This window comes from Pseudochrobactrum sp. XF203 (assembly GCF_020341615.1).
GTDB lineage: Bacteria > Pseudomonadota > Alphaproteobacteria > Rhizobiales > Rhizobiaceae > Pseudochrobactrum > Pseudochrobactrum saccharolyticum.
Genome location: NZ_CP084392.1, coordinates 1,285,653 through 1,309,084, shown reverse-complemented (window position 1 = coordinate 1,309,084; position 23,432 = coordinate 1,285,653). Strand labels below are relative to the sequence as shown.

Annotated in this window: 17 protein-coding genes; 12 read left to right on the top strand and 5 right to left on the bottom strand. The window is 53.4% G+C overall.

Annotated features, from left to right (window positions below; all coding sequences use genetic code 11):
- Window positions 1–52 precede the first annotated feature (52 nt).
- Entirely contained in the window at window positions 53–1,006 is a 954-nt protein-coding gene (msrP, locus tag LDL70_RS05775; RefSeq protein WP_116088089.1) for a protein-methionine-sulfoxide reductase catalytic subunit MsrP, read from the top strand.
- 13 nt (window positions 1,007–1,019) lie between these two features.
- On the top strand, window positions 1,020–1,694 hold the full coding sequence (msrQ, locus tag LDL70_RS05770) for a protein-methionine-sulfoxide reductase heme-binding subunit MsrQ (protein ID WP_370637775.1): 675 nt from the start codon (window positions 1,020–1,022) through the stop codon (window positions 1,692–1,694).
- 48 nt (window positions 1,695–1,742) lie between these two features.
- On the opposite strand, the gene LDL70_RS05765 is transcribed toward msrQ, so the two are convergent.
- Window positions 1,743–3,167, bottom strand: a complete 1,425-nt coding sequence (locus LDL70_RS05765; RefSeq protein ID WP_225687698.1) for an MFS transporter — start codon at window positions 3,165–3,167, stop codon at window positions 1,743–1,745.
- Between the two features lie 157 nt (window positions 3,168–3,324).
- Between LDL70_RS05765 and LDL70_RS05760 the strand changes: the two genes are divergently transcribed.
- A complete protein-coding gene (locus LDL70_RS05760; RefSeq protein ID WP_022710351.1) occupies window positions 3,325–4,002 on the top strand; it encodes a metalloregulator ArsR/SmtB family transcription factor in 678 nt (225 codons plus the stop codon).
- Window positions 4,003–4,057: 55 nt separating this feature from the next.
- Here LDL70_RS05760 and LDL70_RS05755 read toward each other — a convergent pair whose 3' ends face one another.
- Window positions 4,058–5,653: an amidohydrolase gene (locus LDL70_RS05755; protein ID WP_225687696.1), complete on the bottom strand. Its 1,596-nt coding sequence runs from the start codon at window positions 5,651–5,653 to the stop codon at window positions 4,058–4,060.
- A 410-nt stretch (window positions 5,654–6,063) separates the two neighbouring features.
- On the opposite strand from LDL70_RS05755, the gene hutH reads away from it, so the two are divergent.
- The 5 genes from hutH (at window position 6,064) to LDL70_RS05730 (ending at window position 13,231) form a co-directional block, all read left to right on the top strand.
- Entirely contained in the window at window positions 6,064–7,746 is a 1,683-nt protein-coding gene (gene hutH, locus LDL70_RS05750; RefSeq protein WP_225687694.1) for a histidine ammonia-lyase, read from the top strand.
- Between the two features lie 65 nt (window positions 7,747–7,811).
- Entirely contained in the window at window positions 7,812–9,173 is a 1,362-nt protein-coding gene (locus tag LDL70_RS05745) for a dihydroorotase family protein (RefSeq protein ID WP_225687692.1), read from the top strand.
- On the top strand, window positions 9,173–10,459 hold the full coding sequence (locus tag LDL70_RS05740) for a Zn-dependent hydrolase (RefSeq protein ID WP_225687683.1): 1,287 nt from the start codon (window positions 9,173–9,175) through the stop codon (window positions 10,457–10,459). Before LDL70_RS05745 ends, LDL70_RS05740 begins: the two co-directional genes overlap by 1 nt.
- Before the next feature lie 12 nt (window positions 10,460–10,471).
- Window positions 10,472–11,560 (top strand): DUF917 family protein, encoded by a 1,089-nt coding sequence (locus LDL70_RS05735; RefSeq protein ID WP_022710356.1) that lies wholly within the window; start codon window positions 10,472–10,474, stop codon window positions 11,558–11,560.
- 24 nt (window positions 11,561–11,584) lie between these two features.
- The gene (locus tag LDL70_RS05730; protein ID WP_225687682.1) at window positions 11,585–13,231 is read left to right on the top strand and encodes a urocanate hydratase; all 1,647 of its coding nucleotides are present in this window, start codon (window positions 11,585–11,587) and stop codon (window positions 13,229–13,231) included.
- Window positions 13,232–13,404: 173 nt separating this feature from the next.
- Here the strand turns inward: LDL70_RS05730 and LDL70_RS05725 are convergent, their stop codons facing one another.
- On the bottom strand, window positions 13,405–15,216 hold the full coding sequence (locus LDL70_RS05725; RefSeq protein WP_225687681.1) for a LysR family transcriptional regulator: 1,812 nt from the start codon (window positions 15,214–15,216) through the stop codon (window positions 13,405–13,407).
- Window positions 15,217–15,437: 221 nt separating this feature from the next.
- Here LDL70_RS05725 and LDL70_RS05720 point away from each other — a divergent pair, with 221 nt between their 5' ends.
- Both LDL70_RS05720 and LDL70_RS05715 read left to right on the top strand, forming a co-directional pair.
- Window positions 15,438–16,757, top strand: coding sequence for an MFS transporter (locus tag LDL70_RS05720; protein WP_022710359.1), 1,320 nt, complete (start codon window positions 15,438–15,440; stop codon window positions 16,755–16,757).
- Between the two features lie 311 nt (window positions 16,758–17,068).
- Window positions 17,069–18,001 carry a bile acid:sodium symporter family protein gene (locus LDL70_RS05715; protein ID WP_225687680.1) on the top strand — a complete coding sequence of 311 codons (933 nt, stop codon included), beginning with the start codon at window positions 17,069–17,071 and terminating at the stop codon, window positions 17,999–18,001.
- Window positions 18,002–18,060: 59 nt separating this feature from the next.
- Here the strand turns inward: LDL70_RS05715 and LDL70_RS05710 are convergent, their stop codons facing one another.
- Window positions 18,061–19,536 carry an MFS transporter gene (locus LDL70_RS05710; RefSeq protein ID WP_225687679.1) on the bottom strand — a complete coding sequence of 492 codons (1,476 nt, stop codon included), beginning with the start codon at window positions 19,534–19,536 and terminating at the stop codon, window positions 18,061–18,063.
- A gap of 126 nt (window positions 19,537–19,662) precedes the next feature.
- On the opposite strand from LDL70_RS05710, the gene LDL70_RS05705 reads away from it, so the two are divergent.
- The gene (locus LDL70_RS05705; protein ID WP_225687678.1) at window positions 19,663–20,238 is read left to right on the top strand and encodes a TetR/AcrR family transcriptional regulator; all 576 of its coding nucleotides are present in this window, start codon (window positions 19,663–19,665) and stop codon (window positions 20,236–20,238) included.
- A 6-nt stretch (window positions 20,239–20,244) separates the two neighbouring features.
- Here the strand turns inward: LDL70_RS05705 and LDL70_RS05700 are convergent, their stop codons facing one another.
- The gene (locus LDL70_RS05700; RefSeq protein WP_225687677.1) at window positions 20,245–21,093 is read right to left on the bottom strand and encodes a hemin ABC transporter substrate-binding protein; all 849 of its coding nucleotides are present in this window, start codon (window positions 21,091–21,093) and stop codon (window positions 20,245–20,247) included.
- A 198-nt stretch (window positions 21,094–21,291) separates the two neighbouring features.
- On the opposite strand from LDL70_RS05700, the gene LDL70_RS05695 reads away from it, so the two are divergent.
- Window positions 21,292–23,409 carry a TonB-dependent hemoglobin/transferrin/lactoferrin family receptor gene (locus tag LDL70_RS05695; protein WP_225687676.1) on the top strand — a complete coding sequence of 706 codons (2,118 nt, stop codon included), beginning with the start codon at window positions 21,292–21,294 and terminating at the stop codon, window positions 23,407–23,409.
- Window positions 23,410–23,432: the final 23 nt, after the last annotated feature.

Below are 23,432 nucleotides of genomic sequence, written 5' to 3'. Positions count from 1 at the left end.
CGCCCTATTCCCCTATAATTGCACTGACATAAGTCAGCAGGGAGCAAGTGCTATGTCTAAGTCATTTTTTAAATCCGGTATCGCATCCTCTGAAATCACCAGTCAGACATTTTACTTGCGGCGACGGGAATTTATCAAGACAGGCATTGCTGCCGGTATTGGTTTGTCTCTCGGCGGCCTGCTGCCGGATATTGCCTCAGCCAAAGACAGTGCTGACGGCTTTAAAACCGATGAGACGCTGACACCAAAAGACTCAGTGCTGACCTATAATAATTTCTATGAATTCGGCACAGGCAAATCCGATCCGTCCAGCTATTCCGGGGGTTTCAAACCGCGCCCGTGGACAATCGAAGTCGGCGGCATGGTAGCAAAGCCTGCGACTTTCGACATTGATGACCTGATTAAGACGATGAGCATTGAAGAGCGCATCTACCGGATGCGCTGCGTTGAAGCATGGTCGATGGTTATTCCCTGGCAAGGCTTTCAGCTGTCAGAATTGCTGAAGCGGGTTGAGCCGCTGGGATCTGCTAAATATGTGGCCTTTGAAACAGCTCTGCGGCCAAAAGAAATGCCGGGTGTCGGCGGTGCATTTGCGGTACTTGACTGGCCTTATCGTGAAGGACTGCGCCTTGATGAGGCGATGAACCCGCTCACATTGCTGGCAACCGGCCTCTATGGCGAGAACCTTGCCAATCAGAACGGCGCGCCTGTACGTCTCGTTGTGCCTTGGAAATACGGCTTTAAAGGCATCAAATCCATTGTCAAAATCACACTGACAGACAAAGAACCGGTCACTGCATGGAAGATGCAGAACGCTTCGGAATATGGTTTCTATGCCAATGTTAATCCGGCAGTAGATCACCCGCGCTGGAGCCAGAAAACTGAAACACGGATTGGCAGCGGCAGTTTCTTCTCACCGGACAGGCGCGATACACTGCCATTTAACGGCTATGGCGAGCATGTCGCCCAGCTCTATAGCGGTATGGATCTGACCAAGAATTATTAGAGCGGGAACCGGTATGAAACCAGATATCGCTGCGCAAACCATCGCTATGCCCCGCACAACCGGCAAACAGACAGCCGCGCGTAAGCCGCCGGTCAAAATTCCCAATAATCCCTGGCTGCGCTGGGGTATTTATGTTGTCGGCCTTGCACCGGCAGCATGGGCATTCTGGCTGGCAGCCACCAATCAGCTTGGCGCGAATCCGGTCAAATCATTTGAGCATCTTCTTGGCATATGGGCATTGCGCTTTTTAATCCTGACCTTGCTCGTCACACCGCTGCGCGATTTATTCCGGCTTAATTTCCTGCCCTATCGCCGCGCTCTCGGGCTGCTGGCGTTTTATTATGTGGCCATGCATTTTGCGACTTATATCATTCTCGACCGTGGCCTGAACTGGCCGGATATCGTGAAAGATGTAACGCAACGCTGGTTTATTATTTTCGGGTTTATCGGCTTTGTCATGCTGATCCCGCTGGCAATAACTTCAAACCAATGGTCAATCCGCAAGTTGAAAAATAACTGGCAGAACCTGCACCGGCTGATTTATGTCATCGCTCTCGCCGGTAGCCTGCACTTTCTGATGTCGGTTAAAAGCTGGCCACCTGAGCCGCTGATTTACGGCTTGATTATCATTACACTGGTTCTGTGGCGCTTTGTACGCCAGCCCTATCTCACCTATAAAAAAAGCTGACCGGACAATAACCGGGCAGCTCTATCTTTTTAACGTAAGCAGCTGATTTTACCAGCGTTTCACCATGCGTGATGCGCATAGGAAAGCCAGTAACGGCCCCACGCCAAAGCTCAGGAAAAGCCAGAATGCAGCACTGGATGTACCGGCAATACCACCCGGCACAGTCAAACCGCCAAGGCTGGTGACCATACCGGCCATTGCCGCACCGAGACCGGCAGAGAACAGCTGCACAGTGGTAATCGCAGTTGATGCCAGATCCTTCTCATCAGCCGGTGCAACTTTCAGCACCCGTGTCAGCAGATGCGGCCATGTCATACCCACGCCACAGCCCACAGCGATGAAACCGGCGCACAGCGGCAGCAATTCCAGATAGGTACCATTGCTGGAAAATGGCAGCAGAAGCAGCAACAAAACCATACCGGCAAAAGAGGCCAGCGGGCCGATAATAATCACATCACGCACACGACGCGATGAAATCCCCGAGCTCATGATTGAGCCGAGTGTCCAGCCTGCGCCCATCAGCGCAGCCAGATAACCGGCAACCAATGGCGACTGGTTATGCAGCACCTGCAGGAACAGCGGAATAAACACTTCCACGGATGTGACCGTCAGCGCCAGCAAAGACATGGTTACGATCACAGGCCCAAGCGGCTGGCTGAAACTGAAAGAGCCACGCGGCAACAGACGATTTTTACTGGTGGCTTCCAGACGGATCATCAGACCGATCAACAGGATCGCCATGCTGATACCAATCACATTCCAGATCACTTCAGAACTGACACTACCAAGCGATACCGCAAAGACTGCAAGTGTCAGCAGGCTGAGCTGTGCAAAAGGCAGACGATTTGTGTCTTCCTCTTCATGGCGTACATCCGGCAACACAAACAGCGCCATTACAGCAAAAAGCAGCGCTGCAGGAACAACCGACCAGAAAGCAGCACGCCACTCGCCGAGTTCAGCGAAAATACCGCCCACAGCAGGGCCAACCAGTGTGGCAACGCCCCACATGCCGGAAATCAGCGCCATAGCGCGCGGCCACAGCGCTTCGGGAAATACGATACGGATCATGGCATAGGACAAAGCCAGCATGAAACCGCCGCCGAAGCCCTGAATGAAACGACCGACCAGCAAAACCTGCATTGTCGGCGAAACAGCACAAATCAGGGTGCCGAGAGCAAAAACACTGGCCGAAATGGCATAGGCTTTGCGCGGGCCGGTTTTACGCAGCAGTTTCACAGCCAGCGTTGAGCCGATAATGGATGCAACGACGAAAAGAGTGGTGTTCCACGCATAATAATCCAGCCCGCCAATATCCGAAACGACGGAAGGCAGAATGGTTGTAGCAATATAAACATTAACAGCATGAAGCGCGACGCCACCTGCGAGCGCCATGGAACGAATGGCATTTTTGCCAGTCAACAAATCTCCCCAGCCAACTTTGTGGTAGCTGGTGAGTGATGCCGGGTCAGACATTTCAATCTCCGGACAGCTATCAAAAACCATGAGTTCCGGCGGGAATGCGCCTGTGTTTCTCATCAATTTTAACCGGAACATACCGGTCGGGTTGCAAATCCCTGAGGGAGCCGTTAATTATGCAAGCATAAACTTGGAATATTCAGCAGGAGATCAAATGTCAAGTTCTGACATTATCACTTCGGATGAAATGAACAGCGCTGCACAACAAAGCACCGCTGATCGTCTGCTGTTTATTCTTAAAACCCGTGGCCCGCAAACAATATCGGAACTTGCACGACTCGCAGGCACGGGTGCGGAAAATATACGCCAGCAATTACAAAAATCTGTGACAGAAGGCCTGATTGAACCCTATGCCACAGAAAAAAAACCAAAAGCCGGACGACCTGTGCAGTTTTGGCATCTGACTGAGAAAGGCAACAACCGCTTTCCTGACAGCCATGCGGAGCTGACCGTTAGTTTATTGCGCCATATGAGCAGTCTGGGTGAAGACCTGACTGAGCGCGTGATAACCTTGCGCGAACAGGAAATACTCAAAAACTACCGCACAGCCATGCAGGATATGACAGCGCTGGAACAACGCATAGACTGCCTTGCAGAATTGCGCAGTCAGGAAGGCTATATGTCGGAATGGACAAAGCAGCCGGACGGTTCATGGCTGCTGATTGAAAACCACTGCCCTATCTGCGCTGCGGCCACAGCCTGCCGGGGCTTTTGCCGTTCCGAACTCAATATTTTTCAAGCCATTCTCGGTGACAATTGCAAGATCGAGCGCTGCGAGCATATTTTACTCGGCGCACGACGCTGCGCCTATCGCATTACTCTAGCCGGATAAACAAAGGCGATCCGGCTAAATGCCGAACCGCCTTCATCATGTTTATACAGTTCTGCTATTGCGGCGCAGTCAGCTCAGGAAATTTAACGCCGAGCTGTTCGAGATAAGTCGGATATTTCTCCGCATCATAATAGAGCTTCTGCATTTCAGGGCGAAACTGCTGCATAATCTCCGTATTCAGCTGAATTTGCGGCTTGTCATCCGCACCAAGCATCGGCAGATATTTCTGATCCTTCTGCTGCACATTGGTAAAATAATCCTGTGCCGCAGATACCAGTTCCGGCTTGGTCAGAAGATCAACGCCAGTCATGGCAATGACCTTCGATCCGGCGACAACGCCCTTATGAGCAATTGGTGTGGCCATCGACATGGCATTCGACCAGTGATGCCCCGGAAGGTTCGGAATATTCGACGGATAGTTCAGCGTGATTGTCGGCACAATCCATGACACATCACCGATATCATCCGAGCCGCCGCTTTCAGGTTTTTCCGGCGGTGGTGCCAGTTTCTTCAGCTCTGTCGCCAGCCCGTCTTCCTTGCCTTTCACAGCCTTCTGCACAGCTTTGGCAAAGCTGTTTTCATCGTCAGTCCATTTCGGCAAGCCAACCTCCAGAATATTGGCACAGGCTGCCTCCGCCATAGGCTTGTTGAAATGGCGCGGTGCTGCTGTGCCGATAATCTGCCGTTCCACTGTCGTGTCAGACATTTTTGCCGCTGCTTCAGACATGGTATTGGCTATCGCGAAATTCTTGGCAATATTCTCAAAATCCGTCTCGCGGATAAAATACCAGACACTGGCAACAGACGGCACCACATTCGGCTGATCGCCGCCGTCAGGGATCACATAATGCGAGCGCTGTTCAGGCCGCAAATGCTCCCGCTTCATGTTCCAGCCGATATTCATCAGCTCTACGCCATCAAGCGCACTGCGTCCGCGCCATGGTGCACCGGCGGAATGAGCAGACTCGCCGCCAAAAGTATATTTGACCGAGACCATACCGGTGCCATTGGCTGCGCCCCACGAGGTTTGCAGATTATTGCCGACATGGGTGAACATCACCACATCCGCATCCTTGAACACGCCGTCACGCACCATATAGGCTTTGCCGCCCAGCAACTCCTCTGCCACACCCGGCCAGAGCACCAGCGTGCCGGAGAGTTTTTCCTTCTCCATCAGGTCTTTCATCGCCAAGGCTGCAACCACATTCACAGCCTGCCCCGAATTATGACCTTCCCCGTGACCGGGTGCGCCCTCAATCATTGGCTTGCGATAGGCAACACCGGGCATCTGGGAGGTTTTCGGCAGACCATCAATATCACTGCCCAATGCAATCACCGGCTTACCGGAACCCCAGCGCGCCACCCAGCCGGTCGGCAGACCGGCAACGCCGCGCTCAATAGTAAAGCCGTTTTTCTCAAGAATATCCGTTATGTATTTTGAGGTTTCCACTTCCTGAAAGGCCAGCTCACCAAAGCTGAAAATTGAATCCGTCATCTCCTGCGCAAGCTTGGCGCGGCTCTCCACACCCGCTGTTACTTGCTGCTTATAGGCTTTGACATCCTGTTCTGATTTTTGTGCTGCGGCCTGACTGAGCAAAGAGGCCGACATCATAAGGCTGAGTGCAATTTTAGACGAGAGAGTACAAGACATGTATAACTCCGTTACTGAATTTGCCTGAAATTATGTGCAGTTACCCGCAGACAATTCATCATAAAAATGCCATACACAACCCTTAAAATAACAATTACAAGCTTTTGATTTTACAGTATTTATTGTCATTTTAACAATCACTGAATATCGAGTTTCATTTCCCAAAATCAGCCTTTCAGTTACACGCAGTCCTTTTCATTACGCTACGAAATGAAAGCCGGTATGCGTAAGGTCACAATCCGGACTGTTCAGAAAACTATTCTCTGATACCGGCATGATTTAGCTTTTTGTTATTGCCGGTTTCGCAACTTTCGCCGTTTCAGCCTTTCAAGCAATTTCTATACTGACCCATAATTTGCCGCATCCATAAGCACCCTCATCCAGAGGGAAAAGGCAAACGGGAACCCAGTATGAAAAAGCTCAATCACCTGTCCAAACTCAGCCTTCTGACACTTGCCCTCCTGTCGTCTTCTGCCGCCTATGCTGAAAGTTTGCAGCTTAACGGCACGCAGCTCACCACTGCGCAGGTGGCAGAGTTCGCAGCAAACAAAAATGAAAAAGTCGAAATCGCTCCGGAAGCTGCACAAAAAGTCAGCCATAGTTTTGAACTGGTGATGGAAGCCGCCTTGCAGGGCACCGCCGTTTACGGGCTGAATGTCGGCGTGGGCTGGAACAAGGACAAACCGGTTTTCAAAGAGGTTAAAGGCCGCCGCACGCTGGATGAAGAATTGCTGGCACTTTCCCGCCGCTTCAACACCAGTTCGCTTCATGCCCATGGTGGCGGTATTGGCGAGGCTATGCCTGCGCAGGCAGTACGCGCCGGTATGCTGATCCGCCTTAATGAAATGCTCGGCGGTGAAACCGGCACGCAGCTGAGTGTGGTGGAAGCCTATCGCGATTTCCTCAATCACGGCATCATCCCCGTTGTGCCGGAAAAAGGTTCTGTCGGTGAGGCTGATATTACACTCGCCTCCCATATTGGTCTGGCGATGATCGGCGAATGGTTCGTGGATTATCAGGGCAAGCGTATGCCTGCGGCAGAAGCTCTGAAGCTGGCAGGATTAAAGCCGATTGAACCGGTAGGCAAAGACTTCCTCTCCATTCTCAGCACCAATGCACTGACTGCCGGTCAGGCCGCTTTGCTGACAGAAGAAACACGCCATTATCTGGAAGCCGCCACAGCCGTTTTCGCCCTGTCGCTCGAAGGCTATAACGGTAATGTCGCGCCTTTCCTGGCTGAGACAACCGAACTGCGCCCGTTTCCGGGTATGGTGAAGGCGGCAACAGATATTCGTACAGCGCTGGATGGCTCCTATCTCTGGCAGCAGTCTGACGGCCGCGCCTTGCAGGATCCGCTCTCCTACCGCACGATGGCCTATGCGCTCGGCAATGCATGGGAAGCACAGGCCGCGCTCGAAGAAGCTCTGCATATCCATATCAATGCCAGCGATGACAATCCGGCTGCAGTGGCTTCCGACAAGCCTGCGGAAAAAGCGGCTGACAGTCATAACCAGCTGCACAAATATCAGGTCGCAGGCGATGTACATGGCGCGATTTATCCGACCGCCAATTTCGATATGCTGCCGGTTGCCACCCGTGTAGAAAATCTGAATGTCGCCCTCACCCGTTTGGCGCAGAATATTGTGATGCAGACCATCCGCACGGAAAATCCGGATTTCACCAAGCTGCCGCGCTTCCTTGCCGGTCCTGAGAATGAAGGCCATGCCTTCGGTGCCATGCAGAAGCCGCTTGTTGCACTCTATGCAGAAAACCGCCAGCTGGCCATGCCAGTCTCGCTCGACACTTTCGCCATGGCAGGCAATATTGAAGATACCGGCAACAATGCCCCGCTGGCCGTGAGCAATCTCCAGCGTATTCTCGGCAATATGTACAGCCTGTCATCCATTCAGCTGCTGCATTCGGCACAGGCGGTTGATTTGCGAGGCAAAGTTGCGCTCGGCAAGACGTCTGCAAAGCTGCTGGAAACCTATCGCGCACAGGTCAAATTCGTCGATCAGGATCGCATTTACACGCCGGATTTTGCCGCCGGTGTGCAGGTGCTGCACGCTTTCACACAGCCAACCACCAAGTAATTTTAAAATCGCATAACTGCCTGCATTCCAAAACAATGCAGGCAGCCAGAATGAGGAATGCCGCAATGCAGGATAAAGTCTTCAAAGGTAAAGTGGTTCTGCCCGATCAGGTCATTGATAATGGCTGGGTGCTGGTCAGCGACGGCCGCATTGTCCAGACCGGTCAGGGCACAGCCCCTGCAGGTGAAAGCCACGGCGGTGCGGATTATCTGGTGCTGCCGGGTGCCATTGACGGTCAGGTACACAGCCGCAGCCAGAAAAATCAGGAAGAATTTATCTGGTCGACCCGTTCGGCCGCTGCAGGTGGTGTGACGACGATTGTCGATATGCCCTATGACGACGGCGACCTGATCGCCACGCCGGAGCGCTTCACCCGCAAGGTGGAAACCGCTGGCAAGGAAGCGCGCGTGGATTTCGCGCTTTATGCCACGGCGCATCCGGCAGACAGCACCAAGCATATTGACGGTCTGGTTGAAGCCGGTGCGGCGGGCTTCAAATTCTCAACCTTCGGCACCCATCCGGAGCGCTTTCCCCGCATCACCCCGCAGATGCTTTATGAGTGTTTCTCGGCCATTGCCCGTCATGGTCTGATTGCCGGTATTCATAATGAAAATGATGAAATGGTGCGCTACTATATCGATCAGGTCGAGAAAAGTGGCCGCACCGATTATCTGACCCACAGCATGAGCCGCCCGCCGGTAACCGAAACGCTGGCTATGGCTGAAGTCTATGAGATCGGCGCCATGAGCGGTTGTGCCACCCATGTCGTGCATTGTTCCGTTGGCCGTGGCTATGAACTGGCCGCCGGTTATCGCGTACAGGGTTATGCGGCAACAGTTGAAGCCTGCATCCACTATCTGACATTGTGCGAAGAAGATGATGTGAGCCGCCTGATCGGCCGCGCCAAGATCAATCCGCCGGTACGCAACCGCGCCGAGCGTGAAGCCATCTGGCAGCAACTGGCCGCCGGTAATGTGACCATTGTTTCCACCGATCATGTGAGCTGGTCGCTTGATCGCAAAAACGATGAAAACATGCTGAAAAACGCATCCGGTGTTCCGGGGCTGGAAGCGCTCTATGCGCTGCTGCTCAAAGGTCTGGATGAGCGCGGTCTGTCTCTCAGCCACGCTGCCCGCCTGCTGGCGCATAATCCGGCCAATTTGTTCCGTCTTGGTCAGACCAAAGGTGCGCTCGGTGCCGGTCTTGATGCCGATATCGTCTTGGCACGCCGTGATCCTTACACTTACAAAGCAGCAGAAAGCGGCAATAATATTGTTGGCTGGAGCCCTTATGACGGCATCAAGCTGCCGTTCCGCATCACCCATACATTTGTGCGTGGTGAATGTGCCATGGCTGAAGGTGTGGTCACAGCTGAACCGGGTTCTGGTCGTTTTGTACGCCCTGCTTTGCGTAAAGGAGCCGCGTAATGGCGGCTTCCAACACGCTCGTGGACGGTGACCGGCTCTGGCAGGATATTATGGCGCTGGCCGATATTACCGAGCCGGGCAAACCTTACACACGCCGTTCCTTTACGCCGCGTTTTCTGGCTGGCCGCGCCTATCTGATTGAGCAGTTCAAAGCCGCCGGTCTTGAGGTGCGCATTGACACCGCAGGCAATCTGATCGGCCGCCGTGCCGGTGCCAAGCCGTACGCCAAAACCATTATGATGGGTTCGCATAGTGATACTGTGCCATCCGGCGGGCGCTTTGACGGCATTGCCGGTGTAGTGGCTGCGCTCGAAGTTGCCCGTGCCTTGCGCGATGCCGGTATTGAATTACAGCACAATCTGGAAGTGGTGGATTTTCTCGCTGAAGAACCGAGTGAATACGGCCTCTCCTGTGTCGGCAGCCGTGGCATGAGCGGTCAGCTGACCAATGCCATGCTCGACTTTACCGGCCCGCAGGATGAGCGCTTAGGCGATGCGCTGATCCGTGTCGGTGGCAATCCGTCCAAGCTCGCAGAGGCTGTACGCAAGGATATTGCCGCCTATCTGGAACTGCATATTGAGCAAGGCCCTGTACTGGAACAGAGCAAAACGGATTTGGGTCTGGTGACAGGTATTGTCGGCATCACCCGTCTGGAAATCGCGTTTCAGGGTGCAGCTGACCATGCGGGCACCACGCCGATGCATATGCGTCGCGATGCGCTTTATGCGACAGCGCAAGCTGTCACTGCAATTCGTGAACAGGCCGAAGCTTTAGCATCCAAGCCGGACGGCTACTTCGTTGCCACGGTCGGCATTCTCACCCTTGAACCGGGCGGTGCCAATGTGGTGCCGGAACAGGCCAAGGTGATTGTTGATATCCGCACCGGCAAACGCGAGAAGACCCTGCGCTTTCTGGAAAGCATTGATACGGCAACACAACTTGCTGCCGCGAAAGCCAATGTGGAACGCAGCAGTTTCAAGACCCTTTCCGACACCATGCCGATGGATTGTGACTTAGGCCTGCTGGATGATCTGGCAAAAAGCGCCGATGCACTCGGTCATAGCTATCTGCAACTCGCCAGCGGTGCGGGGCATGATGCGGCCTTTATCGGCCAGCTGGCACCAGCCGCCATGGTCTTTGTGCCATGCCTCGGCGGGCGCAGCCACACACCGGAAGAATGGGCAGAGAAACACGACATTGCGGCAGGTGCTGCAGCAATGTTTGCGGCAGTGCGCCGCTTTGACGAGCGCACTCCGGTTACCAATCAAACGCATAACAGCATTTAAGAGGAGGCCATTATGGGGCGTATTTTAACATTGGATGACGTGGAATCCGCAATTGCAGGCGGTTCGGTCTTTGCAGCAGGCGGCGGCGGCTGGGTCGAGCATGGCCGTATGCTGGGCACTACTGCGGTCACCATTGGCCGGCCTGAACTGGTGGATATGGAAGAAGTATCCGATGATGCATGGATCGCCACAGCCGCTGCGATCGGCGCACCGGCCAGCACCACCCAGTGGGAAATGCTCGGCATTGACTATGTGAAAGCCGTTGAACTGCTGCAATATGAACTGGGCGATGAAGTCTACGGCCTGATGATCGGCCAGAACGGTATGTCCAGCACCATGAATGCATGGCTGCCTTCCGCTGTTCTCGGCACTAAAGTAATTGATGCAGTGGGCGATATCCGTGCGCATCCGACCGGCGATATGGGTTCCATCGGCATGGCCAACAGCCCTGAGCAGATGATCCAGACAGCCGTTGGCGGCCATCGCGATTCCAACTCCTATATCGAGCTGGTCACACGCGGCGCGACAGCAAAAATCTCACCGATCCTGCGCAAAGCCTCCGATATGTCCGGTGGTTTCATCGCCAGCTGCCGCAATCCGCTGCGTGCTTCCTATGTGCGCAAGAATGCAGCGCTCGGCGGTATTTCCCGCGCTCTGACCCTTGGCGAAGCCATTCGCGCAGCTCAGAGCAAAGGTGCAACTGCGGTGATTGATGCGATCTGCAAAACCACCAATGGCAGCATTCTCGCACAGGGCAAAGTTACTGCCAAAAATGTGCATTACACGCAGGAAGCTTTCGACATCGGCACCATCACCGTGCGTGACGGCAACCGCGATGTGATCCTGCATGTGATGAACGAATATATGGCCGTGGATGACGGTGACGGTCAACGTCTTGCCACCTTCCCTGACGTGATCACCACGCTCGATACCAATGGCAGCCCTGTCAGTGTCGGCAATGTCCATGAAGGCATGGAAATTCTTGTGTTCCACATCAACAAGACAGAAATCCCGCTCAGCGCCTCGGTCAAAGACCCGAGCGTTTATCCGATTGTCGAAAAGGCACTCGGTATTTCCCTTGCCGATTACGCACTGGCCTGAGTTAGCGGTTTAGAAAGTATTATTATGTCCAAGAAACAATTTAACGTCACATCCGGCACCGAGCTGCGCTGTAAGAACTGGCGCGCTGAAGGTCTACTGCGTCTGATGGAAAACGTGCTGGCTGTGGGTGAAGACCCTGACAATCTGGTGGTCTATGCTGCACTCGGTAAAGCTGCACGCGACTGGCCGTCCCATGACAAGATCGTTGAAAGCCTGCACAAGATTGAAGAAGACGAAACCCTCGTCGTGCAGTCCGGCAGGCCGATCGGCATTTTGAAAACCCATAAACAGGCACCTGTCGTGATTATGGCCAACTGCAATATGGTTGGTCAGTGGGCGAAGGCTGAAAATTTCTACGAATGGGAAAAGCAGAACCTGATCTGCTGGGGTGGTCTCACTGCCGGTGACTGGCAGTATATCGGCTCGCAGGGTGTTATTCAGGGCACCTATGAAATCTTCATGCGCATCGCCGAACAGAGTTTCAACAATGATCTGGCCGGTCGTCTGATCCTCACCGCCGGTCTAGGTGGCATGGGCGGCGCGCAGCCGTTGGCAGGCCGTATGGCAGGAGCAGTTACGCTCTGCGTTGAAATCGATCAGGAACGCATTCAGAAGCGCAAAGACATCGGTTTCCTTGATGTGATTGCCAAAGATCTTGACGATGCGCTGGCGCAGATCAAAACAGCGATGGCCGAGAAACGCGCTGTTTCCATCGGCGTTCACGGCAATGCCGCTGATCTTTATGAGCAGATTCTGGAACGCAATATCATTCCGGATATCGTAACTGACCAGACTTCCGCCCATGATCTGGTTTACGGCTATGTACCGGCAACCCGTTCGCTGGATGAAGCCCGTGCCATGCGTAAGAGCGATCCGCAGACCCTGATGAATGAAAGCCGCGCTTCCATCGTTCGTCATGTCACAGCCATGCTTGGCTTCCAGAAAGCCGGTTCGGTCGTTTTTGACAATGGTAACCTGATCCGCACCCATGCCAAAGACGGCGGCGTGGCAGATGCGTTCAATATTCCGGTCTTCACCGAAGCCTTCCTGCGTCCGTTGTTCTGTCGTGCGATTGGCCCGTTCCGCTGGATTGCTCTGTCGAATAATCAGGAAGATATCCGCATTATCGACAATTACATCCTCAAGGCATTTGCAGATAACCGCATTGTCACCAACTGGATCCATCTCGCCGGTGAGAATGTGCCGTTTGAAGGTCTGCCGGCACGTATTGCATGGCTTGGCCATGGCGAACGCACTCAGCTGGCACTCGCAGTGAACAGCATGGTGCGTGACGGTACGCTGTCCGGCCCTGTTGCCTTTACCCGCGACCATCTTGATGCCGGTGCCATGGCGCATCCGAATATCATGACTGAGAATATGCGTGACGGTTCTGACGCAATTGCCGACTGGCCGCTGATTAATGGTCTGGCCATGTGCTCGTCGCAGGCCGATCTGGTCGCGATCCATTCCGGTGGCGGCGGCTATTCCGGCTACATGACCAGCGCGGGTGTAACCGTTGTGGCCGATGGTACAGATGATGCGGATACCCGCATTGAACTGTCGCTGACCAATGACACTTCGCTCGGCGTGATGCGTTATGCCGATGCCGGTTATGAAGAAGCGCTGGACGAAGCGGAAAAGAAAAACATCCGCCACTTCAATCTGGCGTAAAACCTAGAAAATGCCCCCGTGAAGAAAACAGGCGGAACTCCGGTTTCGCCTGTTTTCATTTCCAGAGCATAATTCCTTAAACTTAGATCAGTTTAAGGTAAAATTATGCTCTAATTTTAAAGTGTTAGAGCGACCTTTGTGTGCCAAGTCTGGCACACGGCGCTCTAAGCCGATTATGGAGTAAGTGCCTCGCGCAATTCGCGCACCAGTTCTCTTTCGGCAACCGTCAGGGTACGGGCATTGGAATAAATCACAAACAACCTGCGCAGAATATGCGGCTTCAGTTCAAGGCTTACCAATGTGCCCTGCTCCAGATCACGGCGCACGGCTGAGACCGGCAGCAAAGTGGCAAGCTTTTCACGCCGGATCATCGCGATCATCATCGGCAGAGAATTGATCTCGATTACCGGCTCTAATGTCAGATGATGTTCGCTCAGTTGGGCATCCAGCAATTGCCGGATGCCGAAAGTCATAGTCGGCAGAACCAGCGGCACCTGACGCAGTGTTTCCAGATCAACGCCCGTATTCTGAGAGAGTTCCGCTGCCAGATCGGGATGACAGATCAGCGACAGCGGCTCTTCCACATTGAGACTGAAACGCGCCATATGCGGCATATCGGTTTCCAGCACGGCAAGGCTGATCACACCTGCCTGCACCCAATCCTGCAAGACACTCGTCGGCGCTTCGAGAATTTGCAGATCAATCTGCGGATGGTTCTTTCGCCAGCGCAGCACGGCATCGGTCATCCCTGCCAGCAAAGTGCTTTCCTGACTGACGGACGGCAAAACGCCAATCCGCAACCGCGAACGGTTGCGCCCCAGCGATCCGGCACTATGCACGGCCATGGATTGCAAACGCGCATCGATCAGATCACTACCGATACGAAAAACCCGTCCGGCATCTGTCGGCACCAGTCCGTCGCGGCGGCGCTCGAACAGCGGCTTGCCGATCACCTGCTCCATCTTGCGCAGCTGGCCGGTAATAGCCGGTTGGGCGACTTTTGCCATGCGGGCGGCTGCTGTGAGATTGCGATTGTTGTCAATGAGCCGGAAATAGCTGAATTGCCGTCTGGTCAGTTGCGGCTGATAAAGCGGCGATGTTTCACCGGAAATCAGTGCCGCACGAATACGGCGCACAGTCTCTTCCGCCACCGGATGCGGATCGGCAATATGCACCCGCACCTGACTGATGAGCGGCGGATCAAGCGGCACCAGTTTGAGCCGATGCAAGCCCATACGGTTTGCCAGCGTGCTTTGCGGCACCAGAAAAGCCGTATCAGGGTGCTCCCCGCTTAAGCGCGCCAGAGTGCCCGGATGGTCCTGCGTGAAGCGGATATTTTTAATCGGGTACTTTGCCAGATAAGCAGAGAGGTCATGTAGCAGCGGTTCCGGCAATGCAGGCACAATCACAGGGCCAGCCAGCATATCCTGCAAAGCAGGCGCTTCGCCTGACTGCACAGGCAGACTACGCGCCAGCACCCACGGATCATCGTGGATGGCGACACCCTTTTTCTCATAGCTGAAAATAATCCGGCTGCTTTTCGCACTCTCTGTCAGCGGTAAAGCCGGATCACCATCCGCACTGCCCCAATGCGGCTCAATAAACACATCCGGATAGTCTTTCTGCAATCCGGCAAGCGCCGTACTGATGGCTTTGGAGACATTGCCCAGCGAGAACATCAGCTGGACTTCCACCACCAGATGGCTGAATTCATTCTCTTCGGTGCATTCCCGCATCGCCGCCTGACGGGTAAAGGCTTCAGCCTGCAACAGCGGAATAGCAGCACGGTAAAGCCAGCGCCCGGCCACAGTCGGGGTAAGCCCCGCAGGCACGCGACGGAATAATTGCGCACCGACTTCCTCTTCCAGATTCTGCAGTGCCACGCTGAGTGTTGACAGCGCAATATCCAGCATTTCAGCCGCCTTGCTGAAACTGGTTTGATGGCAGGCCGCCACGAAGTAAGAAAGCTGCCGCAGCTCGATCATAGGCACAGACCTTCATCAGTGATTTTTACCAAGAATATCAATCCAATATGCCATAAATACAAAAATATTGTTCCGTCGAAACACTATTTCGTTTTTCGCTATGGAGACATTCATTTTTTGTCAAATGCCGACACAAAGTTAAATTGTTACTGTCTCGTATTGCTGGTGGGAGATGAGAGATAAAAGACCACAGCCGGAATGTTTGGGGGAGAGCCAGTCCTATGACGGACGTTACACATAATCCAACTATACCATCGCATACAAAGCATAATTCCAACGCCAAAAAGGCTGTCGCTGCTGCCTCAATCGGTAATGCTCTGGAATGGTATGATTTTACAATCTACGCCTTGTTTGCGGTTTATATCGCCAAGAATTTCTTTCCTGGCGGCAATGACACTGTCGAACTGATTAAGTCGTTTCTGGCCTTTGGCCTCGGCTTTCTGATCCGTCCGCTCGGCGCGGTTGTGCTCGGCGTTTATGCCGACAAAGCCGGTCGTAAAGCGGCGCTGTTTCTGACCATCATGATTATGGCAGCCGGTACGCTGCTGATCGCCATTGCACCAACCTATGCCGCTATCGGTATCGGCGCACCGATGATTATTCTTGCAGGCCGTGTGCTGCAGGGCTTCTCAGCCGGTGGTGAAGTCGGCAGTGCGGCGGCCTTTCTGGTGGAACATGCACCGGAAGGCCAAAAGGGCAAATATGCTGCATGGCTGCAGGCCAGTATGGCATTTTCCAATATTATCGGTGCCTTTGTAGCACTGGGCGTTACATCGCTGCTGACTGAAGATCAGATCGGTGACTGGGGCTGGCGTATTCCGTTCATCCTCGGCCTGCTGATTGCCCCTGTCGGTCTGTGGATGCGCCGTTCGCTGGATGAAACACCACATTTCAAAGCGAAATTTGACGAAAAACCGGAAGCCGCGCACAAAGAACATGCTCCGCTGAAAGAGATTTTCACCACCTATCGCGGTGCATTGCTCAAAGGTACAGCCTTCTCCGTGCTCTGGGCAGCCAGCGTCTATGTCATGGTTATCTATATGCCGGTCTATGTGCAGCGTGCATTCGGTTTCACCGGTACGCAGGCATTCATCTCGGCGCTTATCAGTAATATTCTGATGGCTATTGCCTGTATCGCTGCCGGTGCTGTTTCCGACAAGATCGGCCGTCGTCTGACACTGGCGATCACCACAACCGTATTGCTGGTGGCTATCCATCCGCTGCTGTGGTGGCTGCATCACTCACCGACACTCGGCACCCTGATCACTGTTCAGAGCTGCTTCTGTGTTATGGTTGCCGGTGTGGTTGGCGTTGCACCTTCCGCCCTGTCCGAAGTCTTCCCGACCCATATCCGTTCAACCGGTATGTCGCTGGCCTATAACATCTCCACCACGATTTTCGGTGGTTTTGCTCCGGCAGCGCTGACATGGCTCGGCACCACTTCGCTCGGCTACAGCGCCCCTGCATGGTATGTCAGTATCGCAGCTGTCATCGCATTGTTCGCGATTTTCCAAATGGGCGACAATAAAAAGACAGCCTGACGATACAGACTGACAAACAAAACTAACGCACCCGCCATACACAGCTATGGCGGGTGTTTTTATTTACAGCTGCTCTGAAACTTTAGGCCTATATGCCTGCCGCACAGACTCATTTTATTACCCGTAATGCACTTATTTTATTTCATTAATAACTTGCCATGCCGCCTCATAAAATTTAGAGCGGTTCCAGTTAAAATAAAATCGTTGGAACCGCTCTATCTATTTTTACGCGCATCTTATCCGAAAACCGCTTCGCACTTTTCGGGATGCACTCAAGAGCGGGGTCAGTTATTAAATAAGGACTATCTGTAATGAAAATGCTGGCAAGCTTTTCGGCTTTTGTAGGCAAGACTTTTGCGGTCTGGGTTCTGCTGTTTGCCGTACTGGGTTTTGTATTCCCTGAGACCTTTAAACAATTCGCCCCTCATATTGTTACCCTGCTCGGTATCATCATGTTCAGCATGGGGCTTACCCTCTCCCTTGATGACTTCCGTGAAGTCGTTCGCCGCCCGGCCGATGTGGGTATCGGTGTTGCCTCGCAGTTTCTGATTATGCCGCTGCTTGCCGTATTGCTGACCAAGATCATTCCGATGTCACCGGAAGTCGCTGCCGGTGTTATTCTCGTCGGCTGCTGCCCGGGCGGTACATCCAGCAATGTGATGACCTATCTTGGCAAAGGCGATGTGGCATTGTCCGTTGCCTGCACCAGTGTGACCACGCTGGCTGCCCCGCTGGTTACGCCATTCCTCGTCTGGTTCTTCGCCAGCCAGTTCCTGCCGGTTGATGCAATGGCAATGTTCATGAGCATTGTTAAAGTGATCCTCGTGCCGCTGGCACTCGGCGTACTGGCACAGAAACTCGTTCCGGAAATCGTTAAAACGGCTGTGCCTTGCCTTCCACTGGTGAGCGTGACCGGTATCGTGCTGATTGTTGCCGCCGTGGTTGCGATGAACAAAAATGCAATTGCCACCACCGGCCTGCTGATTTTCCTTGTTGTCGTATTGCACAATGGCATCGGCTATATGCTCGGCTTTACCGCTGCCAAACTTACCGGCATGTCTCTTGCCAAGCGTAAAGCCATTGCGGTTGAAGTCGGCATGCAGAACAGCGGTCTGGGCGCGGCACTTGCCGCTGCGCATTTCTCGCCGCTGGCCGCAGTACCAAGCGCGATCTTCAGCGTATGGCACAATATTTCCGGTGCGCTGCTGGCGAATTATTTCGCCCGTATGAAAGATGAGAAATAATCATCATCTCTGTTCAAATAATAAGACCGGCTCATCCGTCAGAATGAGCCGGTCTTTGTTTATGCTTTCCGGTTCATCCGGTAGATCAGCAATGCCGTTGCAAAAATCAGCAATGACGCCGTTGCAATCACCCACATAAAGGCCTGATCAAAGGCCATAAAGCCAACCTCACGCAGATGCTGTGCCTGTTCCGCAGGCAGGGTTTCTGCCAGCAGCAAAGCTTCATCCAGACTGTCACGGATCGTTTCAGGAAAACCCGATCCTTCCGGCACGATCATAAATGCCGTATAGATCGCGGTCATCAGGCTACCGAAAATCGTAACACCTGTAGCACCGCCAAGCTCATAGGACACTTCCTCAACAGAAGCTGCCATACCGGCTTTTTCTTCCGGCGCATTGCCCATGATCGCAGTTGAAGCACCGGTCATTGCCGCACCGACACCAAAACCCATAATCATCAGGCCGATCAGCCAGATCTGCGGCTGCATCTGGAAGCTCAGCAGATAAAGCGCTGTGCCAAGACCGGTAATCAGCATACCGCCCCAAAGCACCCGTGCCTCACCGATTTTTGGCAGCCCCCAACCAACCAGCGGCCCCGCAACAAAGGCGGCCAGCGGAATTGGCAGAATGAGCAGACCGGCCTGCAGCGGCGAATAACCGGCAACAAGCTGCAAACGCTGACTGAAAACCAGTTCCACACCGATCAGAGCTGCCGAAGAGACAGAAGCCGCCATCACGCCGGACGAGAATTTTCGGTTACCAAACAGCGAGAAATCAACAAGCATACCATTGGTTGCCCGCTGCCTGCGATAGAACACCACCAGCGCAATCAAACCGACAATCATAGAGACGGCAAAGAGCAACATGGAACTGTCGCGCTTGGCCAGCTCTTTCAGGGCAAAAGTCACGCCGACAAGACCGATCATGACCTGAACGGAACCGATCAGATCCCATTGGCGGTTTTTATTACCGGGACGGGTCTCCAGCACGGTCAAAGCCAGAACCAGCGCAATCAGCACCACCGGCACATTGATAAGGAAGACGGAACCCCACCAGAAATATTCCAGCAAAACACCACCGACAACAGGACCGAAGGCTGCACCGCCGGAGGCCACCGCCGCCCAGATACCGATTGCGAAAGAGCGTTCGTTCTCATCTTCGAAAGTCAGGCGAATGATCGAGAGTGTTGCCGGCATCATCATTGCAGCACCAACGGCAAGCAGCACGCGCGCAGCAATCAGCATTTCCGCATTTGGTGCATAGGCTGCTGCGAGTGACGCAATACCAAAAACCACAAGCCCCGCTGTGAACATGCGTTTATGCCCGAGACGGTCGCCAAGACTGCCGACACCCGGCAACAGGCCTGCAACGACCAGCGGGTAAGCATTAATAATCCAGAGTTTCTCTGATGCGCTGGCCGCAAGATCATGGGTAAGCCGCGGCAATGCTGTGTAAAGCACAGTCATATCAATCACGATCAGGAATAATGCACTTGAGACGATGGCCAGTACCAGCCAGCGATTATGCAATGTCATTGATAATATCCACTTCTTCTGTGCTGAAGTTTCAGCACTTTTATAACCTGCCCCGCAGAACGACAAAATGTGTTGTTTTACGGAAAAAGCTTGAAACCTGATGGTCGTTAATTTAAATCCATACGTATGGAAAGTAAAAAACTCAAAAAAATTGGCCGTCCGCGCACCATTGACCGCAATCATTTGCTGGATCTGGCCGAAAAGATCGTTGTGGAGCATGGCGCACCGGCTTTGACCATTGATGCGCTGGCCAAGGCTGCCGGTATCACCAAGGGCGGCGTGCAATATTGTTTCGGCAATAAAGACGGACTGGTCGATGCTATGCTGACACGCTGGGGCATTGATTTCGACAAACAAGTGACCGCCATGCAGAATGGCAGAGCCGATGCCCTCTCCCATATAGCGGCGCATATTCGCGTAACAAGGGACAGTGACCCGCTTGGTGATTCACGTCTTGCGGCCATGCTTGCCAGCCTTGAACCCAGTTCAGAACAGCTGGATAAAACACGGCAATGGTATCGCAAACAACTGGACGGGCTGGATGTCTCCACTCAGCAAGGACGCAATACCCGCCTTGCATTCATCGCCAATGAAGGTGCTTTTCTGCTGCGCAGTTTCCAGCTTTTTGATCTGAATGAAGAAGAATGGCAGCAGATTTTCCACGACATTGAAAAGCTGCTGCCCAAAGATGTTGATGATTAATCCGTATTACTGTCCATAAAGCGCATCAGCAAGAATGCGCACAGCTTCTGCCGTACGAGGGCCGAAACCAAGCATATAGGGCCCGTCAAGAACGATCAGCGCCTTGTTTCGGGCTGCGGGCGTGTTTTGCAGCGCTTTATCCGAAAACACATCCTCTGCTTTAGGCCCGCCTGCCCCGTCGGACAGCATCAGCACCACTTCCGGCTCCGCTTCCAGCAACCATTCTGCTGACACGGCTTTATAGCCTTTATAGACCGCAAGCGGATTAACGCCCCCTGCATGGCGGATAAAGGCATCTGCCGCCGTATCGCTGCCCGCACCGCTCAGCTTCGCCAGCCCGTGGAAGAACACCACTTTCTTTCCCCGTCCTTCCGAGACTTTGCGCACATGCGCCATAGCCGCATCAAAATCTGCCGTAACCGATTTTGTCAGCACTTCCCCCTGCGGCTCCAGCTGCAGACGCTCGGCAATCAGGCTGATTTTTGTAACCAGTCCCTCACGGCTGTTAACCGCCGGAATATACAGCACAGGCACACCGGACTGGTTGAGCACATCCACCACTTCCGGCGGGCCGATATCTTCCGACGCGATAATCAGATCTGGATGCAGAGCCAGCACACCTTCGGCGGACAGGCTGCGGCGGTAACCGACATTGGTCTTACTGGCTGTATCCGCCGGATATTTGCTGCTGCGATCAAGGGCGATGATTTTTTCATCCGCGCCGAGTGCATAGACGATTTCGGTCACATCAGGCCCGAGCGTGATAATGCGTTGCGCCGTGCCTTGTTGCTGCGCGGCACGGGCAGAACTCACATTCAGCCAGAACACCACAACGATCAGAGCGATTGCGAGCAAAAATATCGCCTTCATTGCGTAATAATCGGGATGATTTTTCGCTTTAGTGAACAGTTGTCTGATTTGCATAATTAAAGTTGACTCTATTTATCATGATTTATATAGCCTCTAATTAATATGAGTTAATGAGTCAACTTAATGCATGCCAATAGCCGGAAATCCCTCCCGCTGTGAACCGGCAGCATCATCGGGGGCAATATGAAAATCTCTCAGAACTCCGCGTTTCGTCTGCTGGGTACAACCGTGCTCAGTACAATCGGGCTGTTCGCATTCAGCGCAACACCTCTTCTTGCCCAGACTAAGCCGGTTAAAACCCAGCAACAAACAGATGAGCAAAAAACCGCTGACAAAGCGAAGTCTCAGGTGCTGGAACTCGATACCATCACCATCTCCCCGCTCAGCAATGATCAGGCGGTAATTGATGCAATTGCTTCTACCAGCCTGATCTCACGTCAGCAGATCGACCGCATTCAGCCGACAACTGCTGCCGATATTTTCCGCTTCACACCGGGTGTTCATGCCTCACTGAACGGTGATGATCCGGCAACCTCGATTAATATTCGCGGCCTTCAGCAATATGGCCGTGTTGCAGTAACGTTGGATGGCGCGAGGCAGGATTACTGGCGTGTCGGCCACGGTTCCGGCTCCTTCTATATTGAACCGGAACTGCTCAAGCAGGTGACCGTTATTCGCGGCCCCGTTTCCAACATCTATGGTTCCGGTGCCATTGGCGGCGTGGTTGCTTTTGAAACCAAGGATGCCCGCGACTTTCTCTATGACGGTGAAACTTGGGCTTTGAGCGAAAAGCTACGCTATGAAAGCAATGGAAAAGGCTTCCTCACCAGCACAACCGGTGCTTACCGATTTAATGAGAATTTCGATGTCATCGGTAATCTCAATTACCGTGACAGTGATGAATATAAGAATGGTGACGGCGATTATGTGCGCTGGACAGGTGAAAAAGCCATCAGCGGCATGGGTAAAGTCACCCTGCGCCCTGCAGAAGGCCATGAGCTGAAATTCGGCATCTCCCGCCAGAAATATGAAGATATCATCACCGGCAGCAGCGGCTCTGCTTCCCCAACCCTTTCGCGCTATAATGCTGATACGATCGTCAGCACCTATACAGGCAGCTACACCTACAGACCGGATGATAATCCGTTCTGGGATCTCTCCGTCAACGCCTATCACAGCGCGACGGATAATGACCAGTTTCAGGTCTGGCAGCTGAAAGACTATGGAAAAACCCGTTATTATGATGTTTCGACATCCGGTTTCCGCGCCCATAACAGCTCGCGTTTTGAAACCGGGAGCCTGAAACACACCGTAACCTACGGCATGGATTACTATAAATTGCGCGGACGCTCCGATACTGACAATTTCGGCAATGGCGAGCAGCAGGCCTATGGCGGCTTTGTGCAATGGCAGGGCGAATATCAGAAATGGCTCGAAGTGATCGGTGCTGTCCGTTATGACGGTTATAAGCTCAATGGCACCAGCAAGGCCTCTCCGGGTAATCCGTCTCAGGATGTCAGCCTCGACGGTAACCGTATCTCGCCGCGCCTGAGTGTTGGTATTACACCGGTTGAGGGCATCCAGTTCTACGGGCTTTATGCGCAGGGTTATCGCGTTCCGCATATGCAGGATGTGTTCCGCCAGAACGGTTCTCACGGTTCCGGCTATGAGCCGAATCTGTTCCTGAAACCGGAAGTCGCCACCACCTATGAGGCGGGCATCAATCTGCGACAGGATAATCTGATTGAAGCCGGAGATCAGCTGCGCACCAAGCTGAATATCTTCCACACGGATGTAAAAGATTACATCAACACCGTTAAAATCGACAAGTACACGACCTCGGAGAATGTCGGCACCGCCCGTCTGCGTGGCGTAGAACTGGAAGGCACCTATGACACATGGTGGGGCTATGTGAACCTCGCAGCCTCCTATACCGATGCAGAAATGAAAGACGGTATCTATAAGGGCGAATCCCTGAGTAACACGCCGCTGCATAATTTCAGCGCCGCGCTGGGTCTTAAAGCTCTGGATGACCGTCTGGTTTACGGCATTGAATATCAGAGCCTTGGCAAAGTGACCCGTGCGATCAGCAATGGCGTGACCGTCTATCCGCGCACTGATCTGGTGAATGTCTTTGCCAACTGGCAGGTTACCGACAATGTGAAGCTCGACTTCGGCGTCGATAATATCTTCAACAAAGCCTATACCGACGCGCAAACCGGCTGGGCAACAACCTCAGATATAGAACAAGGCAAAGGCCGCACTTTCAAAGTGGCCATTACCGGACGTTTCGGCGGTTAAAACGCCAATCCTCTCCAGTCTGG

What these genes read in the sequence shown, in the direction of transcription:
- LDL70_RS05740 (WP_225687683.1), top strand. Translation starts at nt 9,173, where the DNA reads ATGGCGGCTTCCAACACGCTCGTGGACGGTGACCGGCTCTGGCAGGAT.
- LDL70_RS05705 (WP_225687678.1), top strand. Translation starts at nt 19,663, where the DNA reads ATGGAAAGTAAAAAACTCAAAAAAATTGGCCGTCCGCGCACCATTGAC.
- LDL70_RS05695 (WP_225687676.1), top strand. Translation starts at nt 21,292, where the DNA reads ATGAAAATCTCTCAGAACTCCGCGTTTCGTCTGCTGGGTACAACCGTG.
- msrQ (WP_370637775.1), top strand. Translation starts at nt 1,020, where the DNA reads ATGAAACCAGATATCGCTGCGCAAACCATCGCTATGCCCCGCACAACC.
- LDL70_RS05725 (WP_225687681.1), bottom strand. Translation starts at nt 15,216, where the DNA reads ATGATCGAGCTGCGGCAGCTTTCTTACTTCGTGGCGGCCTGCCATCAA.
- LDL70_RS05755 (WP_225687696.1), bottom strand. Translation starts at nt 5,653, where the DNA reads ATGTCTTGTACTCTCTCGTCTAAAATTGCACTCAGCCTTATGATGTCG.
- LDL70_RS05715 (WP_225687680.1), top strand. Translation starts at nt 17,069, where the DNA reads ATGAAAATGCTGGCAAGCTTTTCGGCTTTTGTAGGCAAGACTTTTGCG.
- LDL70_RS05735 (WP_022710356.1), top strand. Translation starts at nt 10,472, where the DNA reads ATGGGGCGTATTTTAACATTGGATGACGTGGAATCCGCAATTGCAGGC.
- msrP (WP_116088089.1), top strand. Translation starts at nt 53, where the DNA reads ATGTCTAAGTCATTTTTTAAATCCGGTATCGCATCCTCTGAAATCACC.
- LDL70_RS05745 (WP_225687692.1), top strand. Translation starts at nt 7,812, where the DNA reads ATGCAGGATAAAGTCTTCAAAGGTAAAGTGGTTCTGCCCGATCAGGTC.
- LDL70_RS05765 (WP_225687698.1), bottom strand. Translation starts at nt 3,167, where the DNA reads ATGTCTGACCCGGCATCACTCACCAGCTACCACAAAGTTGGCTGGGGA.
- LDL70_RS05730 (WP_225687682.1), top strand. Translation starts at nt 11,585, where the DNA reads ATGTCCAAGAAACAATTTAACGTCACATCCGGCACCGAGCTGCGCTGT.
- LDL70_RS05720 (WP_022710359.1), top strand. Translation starts at nt 15,438, where the DNA reads ATGACGGACGTTACACATAATCCAACTATACCATCGCATACAAAGCAT.
- LDL70_RS05760 (WP_022710351.1), top strand. Translation starts at nt 3,325, where the DNA reads ATGTCAAGTTCTGACATTATCACTTCGGATGAAATGAACAGCGCTGCA.
- hutH (WP_225687694.1), top strand. Translation starts at nt 6,064, where the DNA reads ATGAAAAAGCTCAATCACCTGTCCAAACTCAGCCTTCTGACACTTGCC.
- LDL70_RS05710 (WP_225687679.1), bottom strand. Translation starts at nt 19,536, where the DNA reads ATGACATTGCATAATCGCTGGCTGGTACTGGCCATCGTCTCAAGTGCA.